The following is a 26,279-nucleotide window of genomic DNA, read 5'->3' as shown; positions in this document are numbered from 1 at the left end:
GCAGGACCGCATTACGCCGGCGGTGGCCGCCTTCCCGGCGGCCCCATCTCGGCACCCGCGGCGTCGCGCCGCCTCGCGGCCATCCCCGCGAGGGCCTCGAACACCACTCGGTGCGCGGCGTTCACCGTGAGCTCGGCATGGTCGTAGGCGGGGGACACCTCCACGACGTCGACGCCCGCCACGTCGTGCTCGTAGCAGAGCTGCCGCACCATCCTCAGCAGGTCGACGCTGGTGATGCCACCCGGCTCCGGAGTGCCGGTGCCGGGCGCGTGCGCCGGGTCGAGTACGTCGATGTCCACCGACAGGTACAGCTTGTCGGCCTTGGCGAGCGCCTCGCCGACGGCGTCGACCATGACGGCCTTGAAGCCGCGCTCCCAAATTTCCTGCATGGTGTGCCACACCATGCCCTGCTCCTGCATCCATTCGAAGGTGTCCTGCGGCGGCCAGTACCCCCGCAGTCCGACCTGGACGAAGTGCGTCCCAGGGACCGCGCCGGACTCGATCAGGCGGCGCATCGGGGTTCCGTGGCTGGCGAGGTTGCCGTCGATGATGTCGGCGGTGTCGGCATGCGCGTCGAAGTGGACGATGCCGACGTTCCCGTAGCCGTGCACGTCGGCAACGGCCGTGGCCGACGGCCAGGTGATCGAATGGTCGCCGCCAAGCACGACGGGCACGATGCCGCGGGACGCCACCGCCGCAACGCGCTCCTTGATGTTCTGGTGTGACACCTCGGTCTGACCGTGCGGGCAGTACGCGTCGCCGAAGTCGACGACCTCCAGCCAGTCGAAGATCTCGAGCCCGAGATCCATGTGGTAGGTCCCTGGTTCGTAGGCGGTGGCCCTGATCGCCCGCGGACCGAATCGCGCGCCGGGCCGATTCGTCGTCCCCACGTCGAAGGGTGCTCCGACGATCGCGACGTCCGGCCGCCACGAATCGAGTTGTTCGACCTCGGTGAGGAATGGGCGATGTCCGAACGTGGCGAGCCCCGAGTAGGGCAGGTCGAGCTGCTCGGCCATTCCCGGCGGGAGTTCGCGATGGGGTTCACCGTGGTGGTGGCCGTGATCGTGGCTCATGGAGTGACGGTACCGCCATCGGGCGCGTTGCGCCCTTGACTCGCAACGGAAGTAAGCGCCTCCCGCAGCGGTGCGGGCAGCTCCCGGGATGTCCAGTCCCGCGTCGAGACGACGACGTAGACGTTGCGACCGCGCGTCGTCGGCACCTCGGTGCCGTCGGGGTCGCGGCGCACCACGTCGAACCCCAGGGTGAAACTCGTCCGCCCCGTCGACCGGCATCGAACCTCGACCCGGACGTCGTCGCGCCACCGAACCGGTGCGAGGTAGTCGAGCTCGGCGTGCACCGTCTGCAGATCCACATCCCACTGGTCGAACTCGACGATCGGCACGCCGACGTGGTCCAAGAAGGCGGTGGAGGCCTCGTCGAACCAGGTCAGGTAGTGGCCGTGGAACACCACGCCCTGCTGGTCGACTTCGGCGTAGCGCGGAACGATCGGAAACGAGAACGCGTCGGTCACACGGGACACCCTGTCAGTCAGCGCCTGCTGACAGACTCGAGGGCATGCAACTGGTCACCGTCGACGACATCCGCTCCGCAGCCGATCGAATCCGCGGATCGGTGCTCCGCACGCCGCTGATACCCGCACCGTGGGGTGATCCCGAGCGTCCGCTGTGGCTGAAACCGGAGAACCTGCAGGCCATCGGCGCGTTCAAGGTGCGTGGCGCGTTCAACGCGATCGCCCACCTCGATCCCGCCGTCCGGGCCAGGGGCGTGGTCGCCTACTCCAGCGGCAACCACGCCCAGGCCGTGGCCCATGCGGCGGCCACGTTCGGGATCAGCGCGTCGATCGTCATGCCCGAGGAGACTCCGATGGTGAAGGTCGACGCCACTCGCCGCCACGGCGCCGAGGTGGTGCTGTGTGCGGCCGGTCAACGCGAAAAGGTGGCCGAGGAGGTGGTGGCCCGCACCGGCGGGGTGCTGATCCCGCCGTTCGACCATCCCGACGTCATCGCCGGGCAGGGCACCATCGGGCTGGAGATCGTCGAGGACCTTCCCGACGTCGCCTCCGTCATCGTCCCGGTCAGCGGCGGAGGCCTGGCATCCGGCATCGGCACCGCGGTGAAGGCCCTCGCGCCCCAGGCGAGGGTGGTCGGCGTCGAACCCGAACTGGCCGGCGACACCGCCGCGAGCCTCGCCGCGGGGCACCGCGTCGACTGGTCGATCGAGGACCGCAACCGCACCGTCGCCGACGGGCTTCGCTCACAGCCATCGGAACTGACCTTCGCGCATCTGCAGACGGTGCTCGACGAGTTGATCACGGTGTCGGAGAACGACATTCGCGCGGCCGTGCGGGAGATCGCGCTGCGGGCGCATCTGGTGGCCGAACCGAGCGGTGCCACCGCCCTGGCGGCCTACCGGAGCGGGGAGACGCCGCCGGGGCCGACGGTGGTCGTGGTGTCGGGCGGCAACGTCGAACCGGCGCTTCTGGCCGAGATCCTCGCCGGCTGACTGGTACGTCCGTACCGGACTACCAGGCGAGCACCAACGGGGTGGACACCTCGCAGCTGTCCCGCATGGCATGCGCCCACGCGTCCTGTTCCGCGGCGGCCACCAGCAGTCGGCGGCGGCCGGTCCACCCGCACGAGCACCTCGCCGTGGCGTCGAACCGCCCGAGTCGACGCACGGAGGCCACACCTACGTCCACCAACAGTTCCGGTGCAGTCATGACGCCTCCTTAGCCGAACCTCGCGGCCCCCAACGCGTTCCATCATCGCGCGGGCGCAGACTGGATTCGGCCTACGACAGGTCACAACTCGGCCAAGGACGCCTTAGTGCACGCCCTCCATGAGCCTGCTGATCCACCCGCTGATCGCGAATACCACCACGCCCACCGCGATGGCGACCGCACCGAGGATCCCAAAATAGGCGAATTCCCTTGAGGGGTCGTAATACCCGGCGAGCACGCCGGACATCGACGTGCCGAGGCCGACGGAGAAGAAGTAGAGCGCCATCATCTGCGCGCGGAACGCCTGCGGAGCCAGCTTGGTGGTGACCGAGAGCCCGATCGGCGAGAGCATCAACTCCGACACCGCGAACGCGGCCAGAACGGCGGCGACCAGGAGCGCGGGCACCGCCTTGCCCGTCGTCCCCGCAAACGGCAGGAACAGGAGGAACGCCACCCCCATGCCGATGACGCCGTAGGCGAACTTGCGCGGGGTGGTGGGGGCCCGGTTGCCGAGCCTGGTCCACATCGCGGCGAAGACGGGGGACAGCAGGATGATCCACACCGGCTCGATCGACCCGATCCAACTGGACGGCGCCGTCCACCCGAAGATCGACCAGTTCATCCGTTCGTCGGAATACACCGCCAGCACCGTGAAGATCTGCTGGAACAGCGACCAGAACACCGCGTTGGCGACGAACAGCGGGATGAAGGCCCGCACGCGGGTGCGCTCGACGGCTTCGACCTTCGGGCTTCTGAGCATTACGGCGAAGTACGCGACCGACGCCGCGATGATGACCCCGGTGGTCACCTGCGACAGGTTCGCGAGCTTCACGATGCCCGTCGCCAACACCGCGGCGACCGCGGCCACGACCGCGACCAGCGCGCCGACGTAGACGGCGATCTTGTCGCGCGGCAACGGGTTGGGCACGTCGCGACCGTGGGTCCCCAGATTGCGGCGGAAGGCCACGTACTGACCGAGGCCGAGCGCCATGCCGACCGCCGCCGCGCCGAAGCCCCAGTGGAAGCCCACGCTGGACTGCAGCAGTCCGGTGATCAGCGGCCCAACGAATGCCCCCAGGTTGATCCCGAGGTAGAACAGCGTGAAGCCGCCGTCGGCGCGGGCGTCGTCCTTGTCGTAGAGCGTGCCGAGCAGCGACGACGCATTCGCCTTCAGCGCACCCGACCCGAGTGCGACCAGTCCCAGGCCGACGCCGACGCCCGTCAGGCCAGGCAGGACCGCCAGTGCGATGTGTCCGAGCATGACGACGGTGCCGCCGTAGAACACCGTGCGCTCCATGCCGAGAACGCGGTCCGCGACCCACCCGCCGAGCACCGTCGACAGGTACACCAGACCGCCGTACGCGCCGACGATTCCCGTCGCCGTGGCCTGCGGAAGCCCCAGCCCACCCTCGGTAACGGAGTAGTAGAGGTAGTACCCGAGGATGGTCAGCATCCCGTAGAACGAGAAGCGCTCCCACAGCTCGACACCGAAGAGGTTCACCAGTCCGATCGGGTGTCCGAACACGGTGCGTTCCGGTGCGCGGTCGTCAGTTCGTCCTTCCGTCATACGGTTACCCTGCCACGCAGGGCGGGCGGACAACGGGTAATGTCGCGCGCAATGGTCCTCCACGCTGGTGCTGCCCGTGCGCGGCCGCCTCGTGGCTCCGAAGGGGTACATGTGGACGCCGTGCTCGGCTTGTCGATGACGCCGACGTCGGTCGGTTTGGTTCTGGTCGAAGGCCAGGACGCCGATGGAGCGACGATGGATCGCGACTCCATCGCCTTCACCGACGGCGATCTGCCGACCTCGGAGCAGGCCACCGCAGCGGTCCTGCGCACCGAGGCGATTGCGGCCACCCGAGGCCTCCGCCTGCACTCCATCGGCGTGACCTGGAGCGAAGACGCCGATCTGCAGGCCTCCATGCTGATGGAGTCGCTGTCGGAGTCCGGCTTCGACAACGTCGTGGCGATCCGTATGCCGGAGGCCACCGAGGCGCTGGCCCGCGGCATCGCCGACGTGCTCGGCTACGACACCACCGCGGTGTGCGTCGTCGAACCCGAGTCGGTGATCTCGCTGATCGTCAACACCAGCGACGGTGCGGTGCAGACGGCGTTCAACCACTCCGTCGACTCCGACGACGCCCTGATCAGCTGGCTGAGCACCATCTTCATCCGCGCCGACTGGGCACCGGAGGCGCTCGTCGTGGTGGGTTCGGCCGGCGACCTCGACCCGCTTCTGCACCGGCTCGAAGACGCCTTGGCGGTACCGGTGTTCGCCCCGGAGGAGGCCAAGCTCGCGCTGGCCCGCGGGGCGGCACTGGCGTCGGCACAGAGCACCGAGATGCCGCTTGCCGCGCTCGACGACGGCTTCGTCGTCGACGCCCGCTCGGACCGCGCCGAGCAGCTGGTGATCGGCGCCAAGAACAAGCGCCGCCGGACCCTGGCGACGGTCGGCCCGGCCGCGATGCTGGTCGTCGGCGCCGTCACGTTCGTCGTGTCCGTCTCGATCGCCGTCAGCCTGCAGCTGACCCCCACGCGTTCCGCTCAGCCGAGCGAACCCGTCCCCGCCGCCAGGGTCGAGGTCCCGGAAGTCGCCAGGGCCGAGCCGCCCGCGGCGCCGCCGCCGCCGGTCGCGGTCCCACCGGCGCCCGTCGTCGAAGCAGCGCCGCCACCACCGCCAGAGGCCCCCGCGCCGGTCGTCGACGAGGCACCCGTAGCGGTCGTCGACTCGCCTGCCGAGGCGCCGCCCGTCGACCAGGCTCCCATCGTGGAGCCGGAAGCCCCTCCTGCTGCCCCGGAGGACCCCTCGCTCGCCCCGCCGATGGTCGGGACGCCACTGCCGCCCACTGTCGCGCCTCCCTACGTCGAGCCGGTGCCGACGAAGAAACCCGGCATCCTCTCGCGCATCAAAGAGAAGCTGACGCCCGGACCCGGCTAGTTTGACGACATCCCCCGCGCCGACTGCCGGCACTGCTCTGCGCTTTGCGCTACGCGCCACGATCGTGCTTGCCGTGGCGATCGCCCTTCTGGTCGTCGAGGTGACCTCGCGCTCCGGGGTGGCGTGGCGGCTCATCACGTTCACCTACCAGGCCAACATCCTGGCCGCGGCCTACTACGCGTGGACGCTGTTCTCGCCGCGAGCCGACTCCCGCACGGGGCTGCGCGGCGCGGTCGTCCTCTACGTCGTCGTCGCAGGAGTGGTGTGGAACCTGCTGCTGACCGGCCGCAGCATGGGCTACACCCCCGCGAACTTCCTGTTGCACGTCGTCGTCCCGGTTCTTGCGGTCACCGACTGGCTCTTGGTCGGTCATCGCGTGGTCGGACACGGTGCCAGCGTGGGGAAGTGGTGGCATCCGCTGGCATGGCTGGCATACCCCGCCGCGTACCTCGGGGTGGCGCTCGTCGTCCTCAACCGGCTCGGGCGGCGCGCGCCGTACTACTTCCTGGATCCCGCGAGTGTGGGCATCGCCGCGGTGACCGTGAACGTGACCGTCCTCGCGGCGGGCTTCGTCGGCCTGGGCTACCTGCTGCTGGCGGCGGCTCGCCTGAGGTCGGCTAACACTTGACCGTTGCCGACCGAACTACCATCTAGCTAGGCCCGACACCCGGAGGTTGTTCAGATGCGTAGACATGTGCGATATGCGTTGGCGGTGGCGGGAATTGCGACGCTCCTGCTGAGTGGTTCAGTCGGTACTGGGCTGGCTGCGGCTCCAGGGCCTGTTGCGGTTGCAAACATCTCCCCAGCGCCCGGCCAGGTGGTCGGCGTCGCGATGCCCGTCACGGTGACCTTCGCGGAACCCGTGGTGGATCGCGCCGCCGCCGAACGGACGTTCGGCATCACCTCACCGAATGCCCCGCAGGGCAACTTCACGTGGTTGAAGAACGACGTCGTGCAGTGGAACCCGAGTGGCTACTGGCCTGCGCACTCGACGGTCGCGCTGTCGGTCGGTGGAGCCAAGACCAGCTTCGAGGCGGGGGCGTCCGTCGTCGGTGTCGCCGATCTGGATGCCCACACGTTCACCGTCAGCGTCGACGGTCAGGTGGCGCGGACCATGCCCGCGTCGATGGGCAAGCCGAGGCACACCACGCCGATCGGCAGCTTCACCGCGCTGGAGAAGCAGTCGCCCGTCGTCATGGATTCCCGCACCATCGGCATCCCGTTGAGCGACCCCGAGGGCTACAAACTGACCGTCTACGACGCGGTCCGGGTCACCTGGGGCGGCGTGTACGTGCACGGGGCGCCGTGGTCGGTGGCGTCCCAGGGGAATGCCAACGTCAGTCACGGCTGCATCAACCTCAGTCCCGACAACGCGGCCTGGTACTACGACCAGGTCAGCATCGGCGATCCGATCATCGTCCAGGCGTAGCCGCGTGGAGGTTCTTCGCCGTCGGCGATGAGGCGACCTCAGCCGGGTCCGGATGGGTGCCGAGCACGCGGTCGGCGGTCCCCGAGCTGGTCACCGTGAACCAGTAGTGCTCGTTCTTGAAGTGGTGCTGACGGTGATTGCGCCAAATCGCTCGGTAGAACCGCGTCTTGGGCTTGTAGTCGCTGTGAATCAGGTAGTGGCACCACTCGTAGCCGAGCCCGAGCGCGCCAAGGAACACCAGGAACGTCAGCCCGAGTTCGATCCGCGGAAAGGCAAGCAGCGCAACGGCTCCCGCGACGGGCAGGATCCAGGCCAGGGCCTGCCACGGGATGAAGATGAGCGACACCTCCCGCGGGTCGCCGTGGTGCTCGCGGTGCTTGCGGGCCAACAGCGAGTCGACGGTCACACCGCCGACGCGTCGTGGCCGCCAGTGGAGGACGACGACGTGGACCAGCCACTCGAAGAACGGAAAGAGCGCCAACATCACCGCGGGCACCAACGCGTCGGTGACCTGCCAGTCGCCGACGGCGATCCGCGCGGCCAGTGCCGCGGTCAGGGTGGCGCCGATCATCCACGGCGACGGGTGGCTCGAGAACTCGCGCGCGGCGTCGGCGAGGGTGAAGCCGCGGCGTTCGGGGCGGGTGGTCACGGGGCGGACTCCATTTCGTCGAGAGCGTCGAGAGCGTTGAGTAGCGCGACGGTCGCGGGCTCGAGCAACTCGAGGGCAGCACGTTCGGCCGCCCTCGAATCGCCGTCGCGAATCGCGTTCGCGACGGCTCGGTAGGCGTCGGGGCGCCCCACTTCGGCGGACATCATGGCGGCCAGCGCAGGCAGCGCCGGCTCATAGGTGGCGCGAAGAGTGTTGTACATCAACCGAAATACGATCGAGTCGGCACCGTCGACGACGTGATCCCAGAACGTCAGGGCGTGCCGCTGCCGTTCTATCGCGTCGTCCTCTGCGGCGAGCGCGTCGACCGAGGCGTCGAGCAGCGCGGCTACCTCGGGCCGGCGTCGGGCGGCGAGTTCGGCGATCTTGGGGCCGTTGTGCAACCGGGTCTCCAGGATGCTGCGCACGACGGAGACGTCGACCTCGCCCGCCCGGATGAGTAGCCGGGGGAGCAGGTCGAGTCCGGCGTGCCGGCGAAAGTCGCGAACGGTGGTGGACTCGCCCTGGCGCACGTCGACCAGGCCTGCCTCGGTGAGGCGCTTGATGGCCTCGCGGACCGCTGGACGGGACACCCCGAGGATCTCGGCGAGGCGGCGCTCGCTGGGCAGCGTTTCGCCGGGTTGCATGTCGCCGCTGAGGACTTCGGCGACGATCTGATCGAAGACGTCCTCGGGGACCGACTGTCTGCGGACGGGTTGCAGTGCCATGCCACGACTCTGACAGCGCACTGGCCAGAGGTCAAGTGGTAATACCAGTTTGATGGGAGCGCAGGGCTCTCGCCGTGTGTTCGTCAGCGGGCAGGAACGCCTCGATGCTGAGCTCTGCGGCGGTCAGGTCCAGCGCCGTACCGAATGTCGTCACCGTGCCGAGGAAGGACAGGACCGTTCCCTCGGGGCCGTCCAGCTGTAGCGGCACGGCGACCGCACCCAGGTCGAGGTGGGCGTCGAACCCGCCCGGGTACGCCTCGACCTCGGCGAGTAGCTCCGCCAGGGTCTGCGAGCCGCTGACGGCGACCTCACGGCGCAGCCGGCCGACGACGTGGTGGCGCCACTGTGCGAGGTTGCGGATGCGTGGCGCCAAACCGTCCGGGTGTAGCGAAATGCGAAGGGCGTTGGGCTGATTCAGCAGATCCGCGGCGACACCCTCCAGCAGGAGAGTGGCCCCGCCGTTGGCGGCGACCACGTCCCAGTCGCGATCTACGGCAAGACACGGGTACGGCTCATAGGCCTTGAGCACCGTGTCGAGGCCGTCGCGGACCGCGGCCATGTCGGGATCGTCCCACCCGCGTTCCCCGTGCACCGGTGCCAGTCCGGCGGCAAGCAACATCCGGTTCTGCTCCCGTAAGGGCACGTCGAGCGCGCCGGCCAGACGCATCACCATGGCGCGGCTGGGTGCCGACCGGCCCGTCTCGACGAAGCTGACGTGGCGGGACGAGACGCCGGCCGCCAAGGCCAGGTCGAGCTGACTGAGGTGACGTCGCCGCCGCCACTGCCGCATCAGCGTTCCGAACGGGGGAGTCGGCATTCCCATTCGCTACCTCCGAGGTAATTGTCTCCACTACCCCTAGCACGCACGCTGGAAGGTGACCAGACGACGAAGGGAACGACCATGCGAGCCGCCCCGACCCAACCGCCGATCCCGAGCTGGCTGCGCTTCGTCCTCGCCTCCGACCGCGCGGGCTCCGCCTGGTACATCGGGCTCGGGTTCTTCTTCGCGCCGGCACTGGCCCTGGTGTCGCCGTGGCCGGCGGTGACCACCGCGCTGTGGGTCGTCATCGCACTCGCCGGGCTGTGGCTGGGGCTGCTGGGACTGGCGATGGCCACCGGTCTCGCCATCGTGCTGAGGTCCGGCGCGGAAATCCCCGAGGACTACTGGCGCTCGATCTTCGACTGGGACGCGCCTACGAAGCCGCCGCTGAAGCGCCCGTGTAGTCGACCTGCCAGTGCTTGATTCCGTTGAGCCAGCCCGAACGTAGCCGTTCCGGCTTGGCCAGCGACTTGATGTCGGGCATCGCGTCCGCGATCGCGTTGAACATCAGGTCGATCGTCATCCTCGCCAGGTTGGTGCCGATGCAATAGTGCGCGCCAGTGCCGCCGAATCCGACGTGCGGGTTGGGGTCGCGAAGGATGTCGAAGGTGTAGGGATCCTCGAAGACGTCCTCGTCGAAGTTGGCTGAGCGGTAAACCATCACGACTCGCTGCCCCTTCTTGATCTGCACGCCTGCGAGTTCGGTGTCCTCCAGCGCGGTGCGCTGAAACGACGTGACCGGGGTGGCCCAGCGGACGATCTCGTCGGCCGTGGTCGCCGGACGCTCCCGCTTGAAGAGCTCCCACTGGTCCGGGAATTCGGCGAAGGCCATCATGCCCTGGGTGATCGAGTTGCGGGTGGTCTCATTGCCCGCCACCGCAAGCAGGATCACGAAGAAGCCGAGTTCGTCGTCGGAGAGCTTGTGGCCCTCCACGTCGGCCTGGACGAGCTTGGTGACGAGATCCTCACCAGGGCTGTCGGCGCGCTCGGCGGCGAGCGTCATGCCGTAAGTGATCAGTTCGACCGACGCACTGATCGCGTCGTTGCCCGCGAATTCGGGATCCATGTCGCCGACCATCTGATTCGACCAGTGGAACAGCTTCATCCGATCTTCCTGCGGCACGCCCATCAAGCCAGCGATCGCCTGCAGCGGGAGCTCGCAGGACACCTGCTCGACGAAGTCACCCGTGCCCTCCGCGAGCGCCTTCTCCGCGATGTCACGGGCCCGCTCGGCGAGCTCGGCGCGCAGTCGTTCGACGGCGCGCGGGGTGAAGGCCCGCGAGACGATCTTCCGAAGGTGAGTGTGATGCGGTGCGTCCATGTTGAGCAGCACGAACTTGCCGGTGTCGATCTGCGCGGCAACGGTGCCGTCGGCGTACCTGGGTAGTGCCGTCTTCTCGAGGCTGGAGAAGACGTCGCTGCGTCGCGACACCTCCTTGACGTCCTTGTGCTTCGTGACGACCCAGTACCCGCCGTCGCCGAAGCCGCCGACCCCGTCGGGTTGGGCGTTCCACCAAATCGGCGCGACCTTGCGCATCTCCGCGAGCTCCTCCACCGGAAGGCGTTCGGCGTAGATGTCGGGGTCGGTGAAGTCGAATCCCGGGGGCAAGTTGGGGCTGGCTGCGGCGTTCGGCATGTCGTGGAAGCTCCTCACGATGACGCGGTCTAGCGGGATAAGGCATTGCTACACCACAGATCGCGGGTACCGCGGCAGGTTCCCGAAAGTCGCGAGTAGAACGTGTTCTCGCTGAGCAATCGCCCCGGGGAACACCTGTTCAGGGATTGCCCTGTAACGAAAAAGGGTCGATTGTGGATGGACCCAACAGCAACATCAGTCCCTGAGGCCACAGGGGGAAGGGGTCACGTACATGAAGGCAACCACGACCGCCAAGATCGCGACAGCGGCGGCAAGTTGTGCGACCGGTTTGTTCCTCGCGGTGCTCTCGGCGTCGCCCGCCGGGGCAGATCCCGTCGACCCCGCTCCGCCCCCGCCCCCGCCAGCGCCGGCGCCGCTGACGGTCATCCCCGCCCCCAGCCCGCCGCCAGGACCGGACGCCATCGTCCAGGCCGCCGCGCCCGGCGCACCCGTGCTGCCCCCGGACGCCGCTCCGCTGCCGGCGACCCCGCCCGACGGCGTTCCGCACCTCGCTAGCCCGGATGCGCTTCCCCCGGGGTCGACGATGGTGCCCCAGGACGCGGACTCGCCGAACGTCAGCTACCTCAAGGACCTGTGGCAAGCCGTGCAGAACCACGAGATCAGCGGCAAGGAAGCGCTGATCATGGGCATGGCCCAGCGTGGGATGAACACCCCGATCCCCGGTCAGGCCCCCGGCCCGAACGTACCGATCACCCCTGGTGCTCCCGGGGTCGCGCCACCTCCGCCGCCAGCCCCGATGGATCCGCCGCCGGCGCCGATGGGTCCGCCGCCCGCAACCCCGTAGCGACCGACCGGACTACCAGACCCGCACGTAGTCGACGAGCATGTCCGCCGGATACGTGCCGCCCGAGGGATCGCCACCACCGGATCCGGCGACCGCGAGGTTGACGATCGGGAACAGCGTGTAGCCAGGGGTGTTGAACGGCCAGTCCGGCAATGCGCTCGCCGGCACGTCGAAGTACGGCTGCGCGCCGTCGACGTAGTCCTTCCAGAAGCGGATCCCGTTGGTGTCCCACTGGGCGCGCCAGGTGTGCCACGCACTGTCGACCGCGATGGTCTGACTCGAGTGCTCGCCGCCGTTGAGCTTGGCGTGCACGGTGGTGCCCGGCGCCCAGCTGCCGTTGCCGTACCACTCCATGATGTCGACCTCGCCGCCGTTGACGGGGTTGTTGTTGGCCAGATACCAGGCCGGCCACGCACCGGGGGTGAGGCAGTTCAGCTTGATCCGCGCCTCCCAGGTGGTTCCGATCGGCCCGCGGTACTTGCCGAAGAGCTTCCCGCTGTAGAACGTGTTGCCGTCCTTCGCTGCGCGGAAGACGAGGTTGGACTTGCCGTCGAGGAAGACGTTGCGCCGGTCGTCGCGGTACTGCCCGACGTTGCCTGGGAGCTCCCAAAACGTCGGGTCCTCCATCGACTCGCGCTCCGTCGCCGTCTCCCACTTGGACGCGTCGGGCGCGGAGCCGGCCGGGCCGTCGAACTCGTCGCGGAACAGGTACTTGACCGGCGCGGGAGCGGCGTGGGCAGTGGCTCCGGGAAGGGCGACCGCGGCGCCGAGCACGCCGATCCCCGTCATCAGCATCCGGCGACGATCCATTTCAGGCATGTCGACCATGTAAGTCGCATGGTCGCGCCGGGTGCAAGTCAGCCGAGTCCGGCGACCGCCTCCACCCGGGCCGGAACGTGCTTGTGCCACGGCGTGCCCGCGTAGGCGTCCCGCCAGTCGGTGGAGGTCAGGGCGTTGGGCGCCACACCAGGTGAGGTCGACGAGCCGTCGGCCTCCCGGTAGTCGACTCCGTAGCCGTTGGGCAGCGAGACGTGCCCGGCCAGCATGGTGTCGGTGATCTCCACGGTGGCCTCGGCCGTGCCCGCCGCCGTCGTGATCCTGACGCGACCCCCGTCGGCCAGCCCGATCGCGCTCGCGTCCTGGGGGCTGATCCGCAGCGCGCCGTCGGCGTCGCGCGTGCGCCAACTCGGATTGCGCAGGATGTCGTTGGCGGTGAACGCGCGCCGCTCCCCGGCGGAGAGCACCATCGGAAACTCCGTGCTGGTGAGCGCCGTCGGTGCGGACCGCAAGGCTCGGACGTCGTCGAGCAGCTCGGGGATTTCGACGGAGATCATGCGGTCGGGATGGGAGATCAACGCGAAGTCGTCGGCGTACTCGTGCACGGTGAACGTCACGCCGGACTTCTCGGCAAGGATCGCCTCGAACAGGGCGTTGCCGTCGGCGTGCCCGGCGCGCTGGACGGCCGCCGGGTAGGTCATGGCCGTCTTCTGCGCCAGACCCCACAGGGCCGCCGCGCCGGCCAGGCCCTCGGGAAGTGCCGGCCCGAGCGTCTCGTACAACACGAACGGCAGCACCCGGCCCAGCTGCGGATTGGCGCCGACGGCGACCAGGAACGCCTGCGCGTAGGCGTCGAGCCCCTCGGCGGCCGCCCGGCGCAGAGGTGTCAACTCGGCGTCGTCGACCACGCCAAGCGCCCGGACCAGCCTCGCCCAGATCTCCGGCTCGGCCAGGGTGCCCGGCAGCGCCTCCATTACGGGGTGGCGCAGGTGAAAGGTGTTGTGCGGGAACTCGAGGTTGAAGAACGTCGCCTCGGGCTTCTCGAACTGGCTCGCCGCGGGCAGCACGTAGTGCGCGAGCCGGGCGGTCTCGGTCATCGCGACGTCGACGACGACGAGCAGCTCGAGTGATCGAAGCGCCTCGGTCACCGCGGCCGAGTCCGCGACCGAGTGCGCCGGGTTGCTGCTCTCCACGATCATCGCGCGGAGGCGGTCGGGGTGATCGGTCAGGATCTCCTGCGGCACCACGTTGCTGGGCACCAGCCCCGCGATGATCGGGGCGCCCGTGACCGGAGTGCGGCCGACGCCGGCAGGGCTGAAGAGCGGGGCGAACGACGAATGCAGATGCTGTGCACCACGTTTGGCGAAGTTGCCGGTGAGGATCCACAGCATCTTGTTGAGATACGAGCAGAGCGTGCTGTTGGGCGCCTGTTGGATGCCGAGATCCTCGAACACCGAAACGCTTGCCGCGCGGGCAATCCGACGGGATGCCGCACGCAGCAGCTGCTCGTCGACGCCACACCGTTGGGCGTACTCGCCGATCGGCACCTCGGCCAGCACCTCGCGGACCGCCTCGACGCCGGTGACGTGCTTGGCGAGGAACGCCTCGTCGCAGAGTTGCTCCTGGACCAGCACCGCGGCCAGGGCCGCCAGACACCACGCGTCGGTCCCCGGCCGCACGCGCAGGTGGAAGTCCGCAAGCTTCGCCGTGTCGGTGACCACCGGGTCGATCACGATCATCGAGCGGGTCGGATCCTTGGCGATGTCGTTGAGCACGACCCGGGCGCGCGGAAAGCTCTGCGACATCCACGGGTTCTTGCCGATGAACACTGACACCTCGGCATGGTCGAACTCGCCACGGGTATGCCCGCCATAGAGCTGTGCGTCGACCCAGTGCTCGCCAGTCTTCTCCTGCGCCAACGCATTCGACCGGTATCGCGAGCCGACGGCCTTGAGGAACGCTCCGCTGTAGGCGCCACCGAGGTGGTTGCCCTGGCCGCCGCCTCCGTAGTAGAAGATCTTGTCGCCGCCGTGCTCGTCGCGGATCGCGGCGAAACCCTGCGCGATCTCGGCAACGGCGGTGTCCCAGTCGATTTCCTCGTAGCTGCCGTCGGGTCGACGGCGCAGTGGCGAGGTCAGTCGGTTGCCGCTGCTCTGGTAGTGGTCGAGTCGTAGCGCCTTGTTGCAGGTGTAGCCCTGCGATGCCGGGTGTTCCTTGTCGCCGCGGATCTTGACGAGTTTGCGGTCGTCGACCTGGACGATCACCCCGCAATTGCACTCGCAGAGGATGCATGCGGTCGGCTGCCAGTCAGCGGTCATCTCGGGTACTCCCCATCTCGGCGTGCACCAGCGCCGCCAGTTGGCGGTGCGTCGAATCCAATGGCGCGACGTCGCGGATCGCCCTGGCGATCACGACGGCGCCCTCGATCGAGGAGGTCAGGAAGACCGCAAGTTCCCGCGCGCGGGGCTCGGCGACGCCGTCGAGCACGAGGCGTTCGGCGATCAGGTCGATCCACCGGGTGAAGGCCGCGCCGGCGCGATCCAGCACCGGTCCGTTGTCGGCTTCCACGGCCACCGCGACGACGGGGCAGCCGGCACGGAAGTCCGATTCGACCAGGGCGTCGCGGAATCTGGTCACGACGGTGTCGAGGAGCTCGAGTCCGGTTGCGGTGCTGGAGATCTGGGCCGCGATGTGGTCGGCGGCGAAGTCGACGGCTTCACTGAGAAGCTGGGTCCGTCCGCCGGGAAAGTGGTGATACGCCGAGCCGCGGGGCGCCCCGCTGTGTGCCAAAACGTCGGAGATGGCAGTCGAGTGGGCGCCGCGTTCGCGGATGAGAAGCGCCGTCGAGGAGATCATGCGTTCGCGGGGAGTCGCCATTATGTAGAGCATCATACATAGGGCGCGGCGCGTCGAGAATGCACTCAGGGCTGCGATTCACGAAGAATCGCAGCCCTGAGTGCAGTGTCGAGTGATGTACCGCGGCTACACGCCGGCAGCCTCGTTGAGGTCGTTCAGCACGCCGGTCGCATCGAGGTACTCCTGCACCCATCGCTCGATGACGGCGGAGGTGCGTTCCACCTTCGAAAACTGGCCGACGACCTGGCCGACCGGGTTGAACGCGACGTCGACGGTTTCGTTGGGGTACTTGTGCGTCGCGGCCACCGCCAGTCCGGACACCATGAACTGCAGCGGCATGCCGAGTGGCTTGGGGTTGTCCGGGTTCTCCCAGGCGTCGGTCCAGTCGTTCTTGAGCATGCGGGCCGGCTTGCCGGTGAACGAGCGGCTGCGCACGGTGTCGCGACTGCCTGCCTTCACGTAGGCGGCCTGCTGCGCAGGCGTGTTCTCGGCTTCCTCGACCATCAACCACTGCGACCCGGTCCAGGCGCCCTGGGCGCCGAGCGCCAATGCGGCCGCGATCTGCTGACCGCTTCCGATGCCACCGGCCGCCAGCACCGGAACGGGCGCCACCTCCTTGACCACCTGCGGCCAAAGGACGATCGAGCCGATCTCGCCGGCGTGTCCGCCCGCTTCGCCGCCCTGGGCGATGATGACGTCGACGCCCGCGTCGGCGTGCTTGCGTGCCTGGCTCGGCGACCCGCACAGCGCGGCGACCTTACGGCCCTCGGCGTGGATGTGGTCGATCATGTCCTTGGGTGGGGTGCCGAGCGCATTGGCGATCAGCGTCATCTTCGGGTGCTTGAGGGCGACCTCGACCTGCGGCGTGGCCGTCGCCTCGGTCCAGCCGAGTAGCTGCAGCGTGCTCTCGTTGTCCTCCTCGGTCAACGGAACCCCGTGATCGGTAAGGATCTTCTTGGCGAAGTCCAGGTGCTCCTGCGGCACCATGTCGACCAGCATCTTCGCCAGCTCGTCGGCGGACAGGTTCGAGTCCATGCCCTCGTACTTGTTGGGGATAACGATGTCGACGCCATAGGTGTGGTCGCCGATGTGCTCGTCGATCCAGTTCAGCTCGACCTCGAGCTGCTCGGGGCTGAAGCCCACCGCGCCGAGGACGCCGAACCCGCCGGCCTTGCTGACGGCGACGACCACGTCGCGGCAGTGGGTGAAGGCGAAGATCGGAAACTCGATGCCCAGTTGGTCGCAGAGTGGGGTGTGCATGCCTGGTGCTCCTCGAAGTGGGGCCCCGAAGGACGACGGGGGTGAACTAGAACGTGTTCTAGTTTAGTACCTTGCCACGGTTTCAGTGGCGACCGGGCGCAATCGGCTCGCCAATGCTTCGTCGAGACTGCGGTTGTTGACGAAATGGGGCCCAGACTGCGTCGCCTTCCGTAGTCTCGACGATCTTCGACATGCGAGATCGCCGGAGTGCCCCAATCGCGAAGGACCGGCCATGACGCACTGGCTCGACCACTCGCTGGTGCTGGCGTCGGACTATCGGGTCTCGCACCCCGAACGCGTCGGGCCGCTGCTCGAGCGACGCGCTCCCGCCCTGCTCGACGTCGGAGCCCACCACGTGCTGGTGTACGCCTCGACCACCGATCCGGAGCGCGTCCTGGTCGTGATCGCGCTCCACGCCCGTGAGCCACTGCTCGACATCCTCCATTCCCGCGTCCTCTTCGAGTGGTTCGACGCGATCGGAGTCGACGACATCCCGGCGGTCTTCGCGGGCGAACTGTTCGAGCGGCTGGAACTCGGCGCGGGCTCCCCGGACACCGTCCCGGGGGTCGTCGTGTCGATGGTGACACCGGTGGGTGACCTCGAGATACTGCGCGACCACGTCAGGGACACCCGAGACGAGATGAGCCGCGCGGGCGTCCGTCGGCTGTCGGTCTTCAGCGCTCTTGACAACCCACTCGAAGTGATGATGCTGCTGCAGATCGACGACGAGGAGCACGCTCAGCACTGGCTGCAGAACTCCGAACTGGCCGCCGAATGGCTGACGAGGGCCGGTGTCGGCGCCTATCCGCCGGTGTTCGTCGGCCGGTTCCAGAGCCTGGTGCGCATCGACCCACGCCGTCCTTGACCGACCCCCACCCGCAGCACGGGCCATCCCATGCGGACCGCCTCGGCGGCCAACCGGGTCCTCGGATTGACCGGCCGCGGATGGCCGATCACCCGCATCAGGGCCACGTCCTCGTCGCCGTCGGCGTAGAAGTAACTCTGTCGAAGGTCGACGCCGCGGCTCTCGGCGAACCGCGTCACCGCTGCCGCCTTGCCGCGACCCCACACGACCGGGGCGACGATGCCGCCGGTCAGCAGCCCGTCGTCGTCCACCTCGAAGTGGTTGCAGATCACGTCGTCGACGCCGAGGAAGCGGGCGACCGGTTCGGCGTGGATCGTCAACGCCGAGGAACTGAGCACCACGGTGTGGCCGCGATCCTGGTGCGCGCGGACGACGTCGTGCATCTGGGCGTAGACCCTGTGTTCGATGTGGCGCCGAAAGAGGTACTCGCCGAGCTCGTCGAGTTCGGCCATCGAATCGCCCCGCAGATAGCCCGCCGCACGCACGACCAGCCGTTTGAACTCCATTCGCCCCAGCCGGTACCGCAGCGACGCCTCAAGGACTCCGAGCACCTCACCGATGCTGGCCTGCCGGGCGTGCACCCGATGACCTGCGTGGGCGGTCGCGGTGAATCCGGACACCAGCGTGCCGTCCAGGTCGAAGAAGGCGCCGACACCCTCGCCGGGCGGGGCGGCGGCGATCTCCTCGAGCAGATGCGCCACGGACTCGTCGGAGTTCATTTCATTCCAGGTATACAGGTGGTGGCAGCCGCCGGAACCCCAAGGCCCCCGTGGGCACGAGGGCAAACCACCCGGCTGATAGGGACGATGGACCACCCATCGGATAGGTTCGACGTGGCGGTTTCAAATTCAGACGGGGTTCAGCCGGAGCCCCCTGTGAACGAGAATCACGGCGCCGCGCAACTCTTGTCGCGGTTGAACATGGAAGACGGGCTTTGAACGAACAACGGGAAACGACTGACGGCACTTCGATGGCACCGGGTTCGACCTGCGTAGTCAACGAACGACTGGTCGGACAGGTCGCCGTCATCGCCACCTCGGGTGTCGTCGACATGATCACGGCGCCTCAACTCGAGGACGCCATCACCGCGGCGCTTGCCAAGTCGCCCGCGGGTCTCGTCGTGGACTTGACCGACGTCGAGTTCTTGGCGTCGGCGGGCATGGGGGTCCTCGTTGCCGCGCACGACGCCGCACCCGAGGGCGTCGACATCCTGATCGTTGCCGACGGACCTGCCACCAGTCGGCCCCTCAAGCTGGTCGGCATTGCCGACATCATGCCGTTGCACGCCACTCTGGACGAGGCGCTCGCGACCTTTACGGCGTGAGCACGCATAGTCGATCGATCGATTGGGTACCAGCCTCGTTGAGATGATCGACTCACTTGCCAAGACGGCCCCCAGCGCAGAGCGCTTCGAGCGGGTAGGCGTGCCTGCCGACCCCGGAGCGGCCGCGCAAACTCGCGACGACTTCTCCCGGTGGTTGCAAGGCACCTTCGACATCGACTCCTACAAGGCCAACGATCTGGTCCTCGCGATATACGAAGCACTCGCCAACACCGCTGAGTTCGCGTACGTCGCGATGGGGCGCGTCGGCACCATGGACCTCCGCGCTGCGCACGATCCCTCGGACTCGGCGCTGTCGGTCACCGTGGCGGATCGAGGGCAGTGGAGGACGGCTCCGTCGTCCCCGCCCGACCGCAGTCGCGGCCGGGGGATCGCCCTGATGAAGGCGTTGGCCGATCGGGCGTCGATTCAGACGTCGACCGGTGGCACCACCGTTCGCCTGGTGTGGACGGGCATCCGTCGGCGCTGACGCATCCTCAGTCGAGGACGACCACGCCCTTGCCCGTCGGCAACGGCAAGTCCAGGGTGGTGCGGATGCCTGGGGCTGCGGCGATCACGTCGGGGATGGAGTTCACGATGCGGGCTGCGGCGGCGAGGATCGCCGCATACGGCGCGCCGCCGTTCGCGCTGGTGGGCACGATGTCGGCGAAGTACGAGGGTTCGCCGGTGATTTCGATCCGATACGAGCCGCCCGGATGCGCGGGCTGCGCCCAGTCTGGCCGCAGGTCGGCGCGCAGCCGGGTCACGTGCTCGACGACGATGACGGGCTTTCCGCCCACCATGCCTTCGATCTGGAAGCGCAGCGCCGCGACGGTGCCCTTGGCGATGTGCCCGGCCGCCACGTCGAGGTCCTCCGGTGCCGGTTCCTGTTCGACGGAATCCCTGATCTCGTCGACCTCGACCCCGAGGCCGGCTGCGAGTTGTCGTATTGCGGTGCCCCAGGCGATGCTCAGCACCCCGGGTTGGAAGAGCATCGGGAATTCGCCGATCGGGTTGCCGAAGCCCATGACGTCGAACATCACCGTGACGCCGTCGTAGGTGGAGTAGTCGGCGATTTCCATGGTGCGGATCTGCTGGATGGTCTGGCAGGTTCCCGCCAACGCGAACGGCAGCAGGTCGGTGGCGAATCCGGGGTCGACACCGGTGATGAAGACACTTGAATTGCCTTCTCGAGCAGCATCTTCCACGCGTTCGATGAACTTGTCGGGAATGACCTGCCATGGGTACTGCAGCACGCCAGGCGCCGAGCCGACCACGTTGACGCCGGCGCTGAGCAACACTCGTACGTCGGCCATCGCCTCCTTGAGGCGAACGTCGCCCATCGCGCAGTAGACGGCGCACTCCGGTCGGTCGGAAATGATCGCGTCGAGATCGTTCGTCGCGAGGACACCGGTGGACGTGTCGAGCCCCGCAAGTTCGCCCGCGTCCTTGCCAACCTTGGCGTCGGAGGACACCCAAACTCCGATCAGGTCGAATCGCTCGTCGGTGATCAGCTGCTTGAGTGCAAGGCTGCCGCAGTTCCCGGTGCCGATGAGTGCGACGCGTATCGCCATTCGTTTCTCCTCACGATGGATGCCTTGGGAGTATGCGGTCCCAAGGTCGGAATTGGAACAGGTTCTAGTTCGAAGGGGCCATGCGGTAGCCTGTCCCGTCATGGGACGCGTGGACGAAAAAGTTGCACTGATCAGCGGCGGGGCGCGGGGGATGGGTGCCGCGCACGCCAGGATGTTGGTGGCCGAGGGCGCAAAAGTGATCATCGGCGACATCCTCGACGAGGAGGGCAAGGCTCTTGCCGACGAGCTCGGTGAATCCGCGCGCTACGTCCACCTCGACGTCACCGAGGCCGACCAGTGGGACGCCGCCGTCGCGACCGCGGTCTCCGACTTCGGCAAGCTCAACGTTCTGGTCAACAACGCCGGCATCGTGGCGCTTGGCAAGATCGGCAGCTTCGACATGGTCAAGTGGCAAAAGGTCATCGACGTCAACCTCACCGGCACCTTCCTCGGCATGCAGGCCTCCGTCGAGGCGATGAAGACCGCCGGCGGTGGCTCCATCATCAACGTGTCCTCGATCGAGGGCCTCCGCGGTGCCCCGATGGTGCACCCGTACGTCGCGACCAAGTGGGCCGTCCGCGGCCTCGCCAAGTCCGCGGCGATCGAACTGGGCAAGTTCAACATTCGGGTCAACTCGCTGCACCCCGGCTTCATCCGCACGCCGATGACGAAGCACTTCCCCGACGACATGGTCACCGCGCCACTTGGCCGTCCCGGTGAATGCGACGAGGTGGCGACGTTCGTCGTCTTCCTCGCCAGCGACGAGTCGTCGTTCTCCACGGGCGCCGAGTTCGTGGTCGACGGAGGACTGGTGACCGATGTGCCGCACAAGGACCTGTTCTAGCGCAGCCGCCTGAGCTGCGGATCGTCGACGCGTTCGGCCCTCCCGCCGGTCGGCAGGCACAATGAGGGATCCCCACGTCACCTGACGTGCCCCCATGCCAGGACGGAGTAGCCCCATCGCGCCCTCGATGCGCCGCACCGCCGTCCTGGGCTTCGTGGTTCTCCTCGTTCTGCTCGTCCTCAGCGTCGGCGACGTGCCCCGCTTTGCCCGGCCGGAACCGCCTGCCAAGGACGTCGTGCTGGCCGACGGTTGGCAGCTGGCATCGGCGCGGGAGGTCACCGACGAGGGCTCGGCGATCTCGCTCCCGGCCTATCGCAATGCGAAGTGGCACGACGTTCGCCGTATGCCAGCCACCGTGCTGCAAGCGCTCGAGGACGACGGCACGTATCCAAATCTCTACTACGGCAAGAACCTCCTCGACGAGGTGCCGCAAGACCTGTGGAAGCAGGACTGGTGGTACCGCACCACCTTCGACGCCGAGGCGGGACACCGCTCGTACCAGTTGAACTTTCCCGGGATCAACTACCGCGCCGAGATCTGGCTCAACGGCCAGCTGGTCGCCGACGCCAGGCAGATCGTCGGCATGTACGTCGACCACGACCTCGACGTCACCCGATGGATCCGGCCGGGTCAGCCCAACACCCTTGCGGTCAAGGTGACGCCGGAGCGGTCGCTGCAGGACGTCGACGGGGTCGAGCTCGCCGACAGCTGGTTCGACTGGATCAACTGGAACTACCTGGGTTACCAGGGGCCGAACAAGAATCCGGGCAACGGAAACTCGTTCGTCGCCGACCGCAACGCGGGCGTGTGGAAACCCGTCACGCTGCGGATGTCCGGCGCGGTGACGATCGCGGCCGCCACGGTGAACACCGAACTGCCGCTGCCCAACACCGACTCCGCGCGGTTGTCCATCTTCACCACCCTGCGGAACTCGTCGAACGACCGCATCCGAGGCGTCGTCCGCGGCACCATCAGTCGCCCTGGCAAGCCGGACGTCGTGGTCGAAAAGGCGGTCAGCCTGGCGGCCGGCGAACAGCGCGAAGTCAGCTTCGACCCAAGCGATTTCGGTCAGCTCACCGTCGACCATCCTGATCTGTGGTGGCCCTACACGATGGGCGCACCCAATCTGTATGACCTGCGGCTGGAATTTCGCCAGTTCGGCAGTGCGGTCGACGAAACCCACCAACGCTTCGGTGTGCGGACCATCTCGCAGTTCCGCGACGACGACGAACGCTTCCCCGAGCTGGGCACCGGCGGCAGCTTCTACCTGCAGGTCAACGGTCGCGACTTCCTGGTGCGCGGCGCCACGTACACCCCAGATCTGTTGTACGCCTACGACCCCGGCCGCGAGGACGCCATCCTGTCCTACGTTCGCGACCTCGGGCTGAACATGCTGCGGCTGGAGTCGAAGATCCCCGACGAGCGCTTCGTCGAAGTCGCCGACGAGCTCGGCATCCCCCTGATGGTCGGCTGGATGTGCTGCAACCAGTGGGAGAAGTGGCCGCAGTGGGACGACGAGGACAACCGCGTCGCCAGGGACAGCTTGAGGTCGCAGATCACCATGCTGCGTTCGCACGCCTCGGCGTCCGTCTGGGCCAACGCCAGCGACGGGCGGCCACCGGACAAGGTCCGCGCGGACTACCACCAAATCTTGCGAGACCTGCACTGGCAGAACGCCGTCGTCGACACGGTGTCGTCCTACGTCACCGACGACACGGGCAAACGCCTGTGGGACGGCATCCAGATGGCGGGACCGTACACGTGGCGACCGCCGTCTTACTGGTTCAGCGGGGAGTACCGCGCGGCCAGGGGCGCCTCCGCCGAACAGGGCGACAACGAGCACATCCCGCCGTTCGCGAGCCTGCAGCAGTTCATCCCGCCGGACAAGCTGTGGCCCATCAACGACTACTGGTACTTCCACGCCGGTTCCAACCCCGACAACGAACGGTTGACCAGCACCCAACTGGCCGTCAACCGCCGCTACGGGTCCTCGGGCAGCGCCTACGAGTTCGCCCGCAAGGCCCAGCTTGCGCACTACGAGTCCACTCGTGCCCAGTTCGAGTCGTTTGCCGCCCTCGGCTGGGCCGGGCACAAGATGACGATCTACTGGATGCTGAACAGCCACTGGCCGTCCTTCTTCGGCAACCTGTTCGACTACTACCTGCGCCCCGGCGGCGCGTACTTCGGAGCCAAGCAGGGCCTGCGGCCACTGTCCGCGGTCTTCGACTCCTACGCGACGGGGGACCGCAGTCGGGCCAACGTCACCCTGGTCAACCAGACGCCGGACGAGGCGAAGGACGTCCGCGTCCGAGTCAGGGTGTACGACCTGCAGGGCAAGCTCCGCGACGACCAGACCAGCGCCGCTCTCGCGGTGCCTTCGGGTGGCACCGCGCGGGCCGTCACCCTGCCGCGGGAAGCGAGGGACTCCCGGGTCTTCTTCGTCCGCTGCGAGGTGCTCGACGCGTCGGGCAAGGTCGTCGACGAGAACGTGTACTGGCAGTCCCAGCGCAACGACGACGTCGGAGATCCCGACGGGGACTTCGCCTTCGAACTTCACCAGGACACCTGGGCCGACATGACCCCGCTCAACACCATGGCGAAGGTGCCGCTGACCGTGTCGGCGACGCGATCAGGTGGCGACGTGGTGATCTCACTGCGCAACCCGACCAAGCAGGTCGCCTTCTTCGAGCGGGCCGAGGTGACCGCGACCCGCGACGGCGACGAGGTCCTTCCGATCACCTATGACGACAATTACGTGACGGTGTTCCCCGGCGAGACGGTCGACGTCCGCGCGACGCTGCCGAGCGGTTCGGCTCCTGCCGACTGGGTTCGGGTCACCGGGTACAACTCCGCACCCGTGGTCGCGCCGATCTCGTAGGGCCGTCCGCGCAACCACCACGCGGTGCCGACCAAAACGACGACGAAGCCCGCCAGGTAGGCCGCCGGGATCACGACGTCCCACCATCCTCCCGGACGCAGCGACAACAGACCCGTCTCCGGCGTGTCACCGGTCGTCCGCACCACCCAGCCGGCGAACACGCCCCAGGAGAGCCACAACGCGACGACCGCCGATCGGCTGCCCACGACGTACGCGCGATGCCCGAGGTGAACCATCAGCGGCACCGCCCACACCCAGTGATGGCTCCAACTGAACGGCGACAGCGCGGCCGACGCCATCCCCACCACGGCAACCCCGAGCACCGCCTGACCCCGCCGCCACGCCAGCACCGCGACGGCCAACGCGGCGACCGCCAGCGCGGCGGTCATGGCAACCGTCGGCACCCCGGCGAGGTGCATCCTGACGAACAACCCCTTCAAGCTCGTGTTCGCGACGGGATCGCTGGTGATGCGGGCGACGTCGTCGAACCCGCCGCGCAGCCAGAAGTAGCCGGAGTCGCGGGGCAGCACCAGGAACCCGAGAACCACGGTGGCCGCGAACGTCACCGTCGCCACCACCGCGGCGCGTCGTCTCCCGGTCAGCACCAGGAAGACGACGAACAGGGCGGGGGTGAGCTTCACGCCGGCGACGAGACCAATGCCGACACCGGCCCACCTGCGCGTGTCCGGCCCGAGCAGGTCGGCCACCACGACGGCAAGGATCAGCAGGTTCACCTGCCCGAGCTGCAATGACAACCGCACCGGCTCGAGCCAGCACAGCAAGCCCACTAGCAGCGCGCCCAAGCTCCACAACCCGGTCGAGGTCGTCACCCCGAGCCGGACCAGCGTGCGCCGGACGACGTAGACCAGCAGCGCGGCGTTCACGACGAGTCCGATCACCTGCGCCGCCGGCGCCGTGACGAGGGTCAGCGGAAGCGAACACATCGCCGCGAAGGGCGTGTAGTCGAACAGCAATGTGCGCGGGTTTCCCGTCAGCCCGACTGAATAGAGATCCTGGCCTGCGAGGACCCGTCCCGCTCCGAACCGGTAGACCAGCAGGTCGACCTGGCTGGCGAGGCCGGGCCACCGCAGATACATCCCCGCGTAGGCGACGAGCGCCACGAGGAGGACCACCGGCCCGTAGACGCGCACCCACGCGTTCGGCTTCGTCGACATCGAGGCGAAGCTACTGAGGCTGGCTGGATACTTCCTGAAAGTCGGGGTGGCCGCACGGGTCTGCAGCGCTACCGGGAGGATGTCCCCATGAGTTCATCCGAAGAGGGGCCGGCGACGACCACGACGGACCTACGGTCCGAACTCGCCGAGATCACCGCCGCCGCCGGTTGGGACCGCAGGATCGACGACCGCGTGGACATCTACCTGCGTGGCCAGACCCGGGTCCGAGTCATCTGGCGGGGCGACGACGCGATCAGCGGCGCATCCCGGTTCCAGGAGGACAATCTGGAGACGTACTCGAGGGATCTGGACACGGTGAAGGGCTGGCTGGCCCGCTAGGCCGCCGCGCCAGGCAGGCCCGCACCACCGACGCGGCCACCGGCAGCGTGGACAGCACTGCGATCAACACCACCATCAGCTCGAGGTGGGTGCTGACGAACGCGACGTTGCCCAGGTGAAAGCCCACGACGGTGAGCCCGACGCCCCAGGCCGCCGCTCCCAGTACGTCGTAGGCCAGGAAGACGCGGTACCGCATCCCCGACGCGCCGGCGACGACCGGCATGAACGTTCGGACCACGCCGACGAAGTGCCCGATCACGATCGCCTTGCGGCCGTGCTTGGCGAAGAACGCGTGCGACGAGGCCAGGTAGCGCTTCTTGAAGATCCGCGCGTCCTCCTTCCTGAAGAACGCGGGCCCAAGTCGCCACCCGATGAGGTATCCGACCTGGCCGCCCGCGACGGCAGCCGCGGTGGTGCCAAGCGCCAGCGTCCAGATCTCCACGGGTGCGCCGTCTTGCGCCGCGAGCAGACCCGAGGTGAACAGCAGGGTGTCCCCTGGCAGGAAGGGGCACAGCAGCCCCGTCTCGAGGAAGACGATCAGCATCACGCCCGGCAGCACCGCCGAGCCGAACATGCCGTCGTGACCGAGCCAGTACATCGGGTCCATGAGGGCGGGCAGGGCAGCAACCACAAAGGTCGTCACGGCCG

At 67.9% G+C, this 26,279-nt stretch carries 27 protein-coding genes and 1 pseudogene; 12 read left to right on the top strand and 16 right to left on the bottom strand.

The features are described from left to right. Nucleotides 1–11: 11 nt before the first annotated feature. Nucleotides 12–1,073 carry an agmatinase gene (gene speB, locus B1790_RS04775; protein WP_142271032.1) on the bottom strand — a complete coding sequence of 354 codons (1,062 nt, stop codon included), beginning with the start codon at nt 1,071–1,073 and terminating at the stop codon, nt 12–14. Next, nucleotides 1,070–1,540 (bottom strand): thioesterase family protein, encoded by a 471-nt coding sequence (locus B1790_RS04770; protein WP_079922060.1) that lies wholly within the window; start codon nt 1,538–1,540, stop codon nt 1,070–1,072. The genes speB and B1790_RS04770 overlap by 4 nt, the downstream gene beginning before the upstream one ends. Before the next feature lie 35 nt (nt 1,541–1,575). On the opposite strand from B1790_RS04770, the gene B1790_RS04765 reads away from it, so the two are divergent. Continuing rightward, complete coding sequence (locus B1790_RS04765) at nt 1,576–2,523, top strand: threonine/serine dehydratase (protein ID WP_079922059.1); 948 nt, start codon at nt 1,576–1,578, stop codon at nt 2,521–2,523. Nucleotides 2,524–2,542: 19 nt separating this feature from the next. Here B1790_RS04765 and B1790_RS04760 read toward each other — a convergent pair whose 3' ends face one another. Next, nucleotides 2,543–2,740 carry a hypothetical protein gene (locus B1790_RS04760; protein WP_079922058.1) on the bottom strand — a complete coding sequence of 66 codons (198 nt, stop codon included), beginning with the start codon at nt 2,738–2,740 and terminating at the stop codon, nt 2,543–2,545. Nucleotides 2,741–2,843: 103 nt separating this feature from the next. Then, complete coding sequence (locus tag B1790_RS04755; protein ID WP_079922057.1) at nt 2,844–4,307, bottom strand: peptide MFS transporter; 1,464 nt, start codon at nt 4,305–4,307, stop codon at nt 2,844–2,846. Between the two features lie 111 nt (nt 4,308–4,418). Here B1790_RS04755 and B1790_RS04750 point away from each other — a divergent pair, with 111 nt between their 5' ends. From B1790_RS04750 to B1790_RS04740, 3 genes are read left to right on the top strand one after another with little or no spacing between them, the layout of a single operon-like run. Next, entirely contained in the window at nt 4,419–5,678 is a 1,260-nt protein-coding gene (locus B1790_RS04750) for a hypothetical protein (protein WP_079922056.1), read from the top strand. A 1-nt stretch (nt 5,679) separates the two neighbouring features. Next, nucleotides 5,680–6,306, top strand: coding sequence for a Pr6Pr family membrane protein (locus B1790_RS04745; RefSeq protein ID WP_079922055.1), 627 nt, complete (start codon nt 5,680–5,682; stop codon nt 6,304–6,306). A gap of 54 nt (nt 6,307–6,360) precedes the next feature. Next, nucleotides 6,361–7,107 (top strand): L,D-transpeptidase family protein, encoded by a 747-nt coding sequence (locus tag B1790_RS04740; protein ID WP_079922054.1) that lies wholly within the window; start codon nt 6,361–6,363, stop codon nt 7,105–7,107. On the opposite strand, the gene B1790_RS04735 is transcribed toward B1790_RS04740, so the two are convergent. From B1790_RS04735 to B1790_RS04725, 3 genes are read right to left on the bottom strand one after another with little or no spacing between them, the layout of a single operon-like run. Beyond that, entirely contained in the window at nt 7,091–7,756 is a 666-nt protein-coding gene (locus tag B1790_RS04735; RefSeq protein WP_079922053.1) for a sterol desaturase family protein, read from the bottom strand. The genes B1790_RS04740 and B1790_RS04735 overlap by 17 nt on opposite strands. Then, on the bottom strand, nt 7,753–8,481 hold the full coding sequence (locus tag B1790_RS04730) for a FadR/GntR family transcriptional regulator (protein ID WP_079922052.1): 729 nt from the start codon (nt 8,479–8,481) through the stop codon (nt 7,753–7,755). The genes B1790_RS04735 and B1790_RS04730 overlap by 4 nt, the downstream gene beginning before the upstream one ends. Nucleotides 8,482–8,512: 31 nt before the next feature. Continuing rightward, entirely contained in the window at nt 8,513–9,298 is a 786-nt protein-coding gene (locus B1790_RS04725; RefSeq protein ID WP_079922169.1) for a helix-turn-helix domain-containing protein, read from the bottom strand. Between the two features lie 84 nt (nt 9,299–9,382). Between B1790_RS04725 and B1790_RS04720 the strand changes: the two genes are divergently transcribed. Continuing rightward, on the top strand, nt 9,383–9,724 hold the full coding sequence (locus tag B1790_RS04720) for a hypothetical protein (protein WP_079922051.1): 342 nt from the start codon (nt 9,383–9,385) through the stop codon (nt 9,722–9,724). Here B1790_RS04720 and B1790_RS04715 read toward each other — a convergent pair. Further along, nucleotides 9,675–10,937 carry a cytochrome P450 gene (locus B1790_RS04715; RefSeq protein WP_079922050.1) on the bottom strand — a complete coding sequence of 421 codons (1,263 nt, stop codon included), beginning with the start codon at nt 10,935–10,937 and terminating at the stop codon, nt 9,675–9,677. The genes B1790_RS04720 and B1790_RS04715 overlap by 50 nt on opposite strands. 232 nt (nt 10,938–11,169) lie before the next feature. On the opposite strand from B1790_RS04715, the gene B1790_RS04710 reads away from it, so the two are divergent. After that, nucleotides 11,170–11,742 (top strand): hypothetical protein, encoded by a 573-nt coding sequence (locus B1790_RS04710; protein WP_233164938.1) that lies wholly within the window; start codon nt 11,170–11,172, stop codon nt 11,740–11,742. Nucleotides 11,743–11,754: 12 nt separating this feature from the next. Here B1790_RS04710 and B1790_RS04705 read toward each other — a convergent pair whose 3' ends face one another. From B1790_RS04705 to B1790_RS04690, 4 genes are all read right to left on the bottom strand, one after another. Continuing rightward, nucleotides 11,755–12,561, bottom strand: coding sequence for a family 16 glycosylhydrolase (locus tag B1790_RS04705; protein ID WP_079922167.1), 807 nt, complete (start codon nt 12,559–12,561; stop codon nt 11,755–11,757). Between the two features lie 38 nt (nt 12,562–12,599). Continuing rightward, a complete protein-coding gene (locus tag B1790_RS04700; RefSeq protein WP_079922049.1) occupies nt 12,600–14,837 on the bottom strand; it encodes a molybdopterin-dependent oxidoreductase in 2,238 nt (745 codons plus the stop codon). Next, a complete protein-coding gene (locus B1790_RS04695; protein WP_079922166.1) occupies nt 14,827–15,396 on the bottom strand; it encodes a TetR/AcrR family transcriptional regulator in 570 nt (189 codons plus the stop codon). The genes B1790_RS04700 and B1790_RS04695 overlap by 11 nt, the downstream gene beginning before the upstream one ends. A gap of 105 nt (nt 15,397–15,501) precedes the next feature. Beyond that, on the bottom strand, nt 15,502–16,635 hold the full coding sequence (locus tag B1790_RS04690) for a nitronate monooxygenase (protein ID WP_079922048.1): 1,134 nt from the start codon (nt 16,633–16,635) through the stop codon (nt 15,502–15,504). 232 nt (nt 16,636–16,867) lie between these two features. Here B1790_RS04690 and B1790_RS04685 point away from each other — a divergent pair, with 232 nt between their 5' ends. Next, nucleotides 16,868–17,500, top strand: a complete 633-nt coding sequence (locus tag B1790_RS04685; RefSeq protein ID WP_079922047.1) for a fatty-acid--CoA ligase — start codon at nt 16,868–16,870, stop codon at nt 17,498–17,500. Here B1790_RS04685 and B1790_RS04680 read toward each other — a convergent pair. Next, nucleotides 17,437–18,219, bottom strand: coding sequence for an HAD family phosphatase (locus B1790_RS04680; RefSeq protein ID WP_079922046.1), 783 nt, complete (start codon nt 18,217–18,219; stop codon nt 17,437–17,439). The genes B1790_RS04685 and B1790_RS04680 overlap by 64 nt on opposite strands. A gap of 251 nt (nt 18,220–18,470) precedes the next feature. Between B1790_RS04680 and B1790_RS04675 the strand changes: the two genes are divergently transcribed. Both B1790_RS04675 and B1790_RS04670 read left to right on the top strand, forming a co-directional pair. After that, nucleotides 18,471–18,824 carry an STAS domain-containing protein gene (locus B1790_RS04675; RefSeq protein WP_079922045.1) on the top strand — a complete coding sequence of 118 codons (354 nt, stop codon included), beginning with the start codon at nt 18,471–18,473 and terminating at the stop codon, nt 18,822–18,824. A gap of 43 nt (nt 18,825–18,867) precedes the next feature. Next, the gene (locus B1790_RS04670) at nt 18,868–19,311 is read left to right on the top strand and encodes an ATP-binding protein (RefSeq protein WP_079922044.1); all 444 of its coding nucleotides are present in this window, start codon (nt 18,868–18,870) and stop codon (nt 19,309–19,311) included. Nucleotides 19,312–19,318: 7 nt separating this feature from the next. Here B1790_RS04670 and B1790_RS04665 read toward each other — a convergent pair whose 3' ends face one another. Continuing rightward, nucleotides 19,319–20,395 (bottom strand): diacylglycerol kinase, encoded by a 1,077-nt coding sequence (locus B1790_RS04665; RefSeq protein ID WP_079922043.1) that lies wholly within the window; start codon nt 20,393–20,395, stop codon nt 19,319–19,321. Between the two features lie 100 nt (nt 20,396–20,495). Between B1790_RS04665 and B1790_RS04660 the strand changes: the two genes are divergently transcribed. Then, nucleotides 20,496–21,239, top strand: coding sequence for a glucose 1-dehydrogenase (locus B1790_RS04660; protein ID WP_079922042.1), 744 nt, complete (start codon nt 20,496–20,498; stop codon nt 21,237–21,239). Nucleotides 21,240–21,333: 94 nt separating this feature from the next. Then, entirely contained in the window at nt 21,334–24,117 is a 2,784-nt protein-coding gene (locus tag B1790_RS04655; protein ID WP_369832287.1) for a sugar-binding domain-containing protein, read from the top strand. Between the two features lie 287 nt (nt 24,118–24,404). On the opposite strand, the pseudogene B1790_RS35190 reads toward B1790_RS04655, so the two are convergent. Beyond that, a pseudogene (locus B1790_RS35190) lies at nt 24,405–25,214 on the bottom strand (glycosyltransferase family 87 protein); the annotation flags it as partial. 165 nt (nt 25,215–25,379) lie between these two features. Here B1790_RS35190 and B1790_RS04645 point away from each other — a divergent pair. After that, a complete protein-coding gene (locus tag B1790_RS04645; protein ID WP_079922039.1) occupies nt 25,380–25,631 on the top strand; it encodes a hypothetical protein in 252 nt (83 codons plus the stop codon). Here B1790_RS04645 and B1790_RS04640 read toward each other — a convergent pair. Then, the gene (locus B1790_RS04640; protein WP_079922038.1) at nt 25,546–26,238 is read right to left on the bottom strand and encodes a DedA family protein; all 693 of its coding nucleotides are present in this window, start codon (nt 26,236–26,238) and stop codon (nt 25,546–25,548) included. The two genes, B1790_RS04645 and B1790_RS04640, sit on opposite strands and share 86 nt — an antisense overlap. Nucleotides 26,239–26,279 lie beyond the last annotated feature (41 nt).

The sequence above is a fragment of the Mycobacterium sp. AT1 genome (assembly GCF_002043095.1).
Classification (GTDB): Bacteria; Actinomycetota; Actinomycetes; order Mycobacteriales; family Mycobacteriaceae; genus Mycobacterium.
Note: the sequence above shows the minus strand (reverse complement) of the source record. Positions and strands in the feature narration are given on the sequence as shown.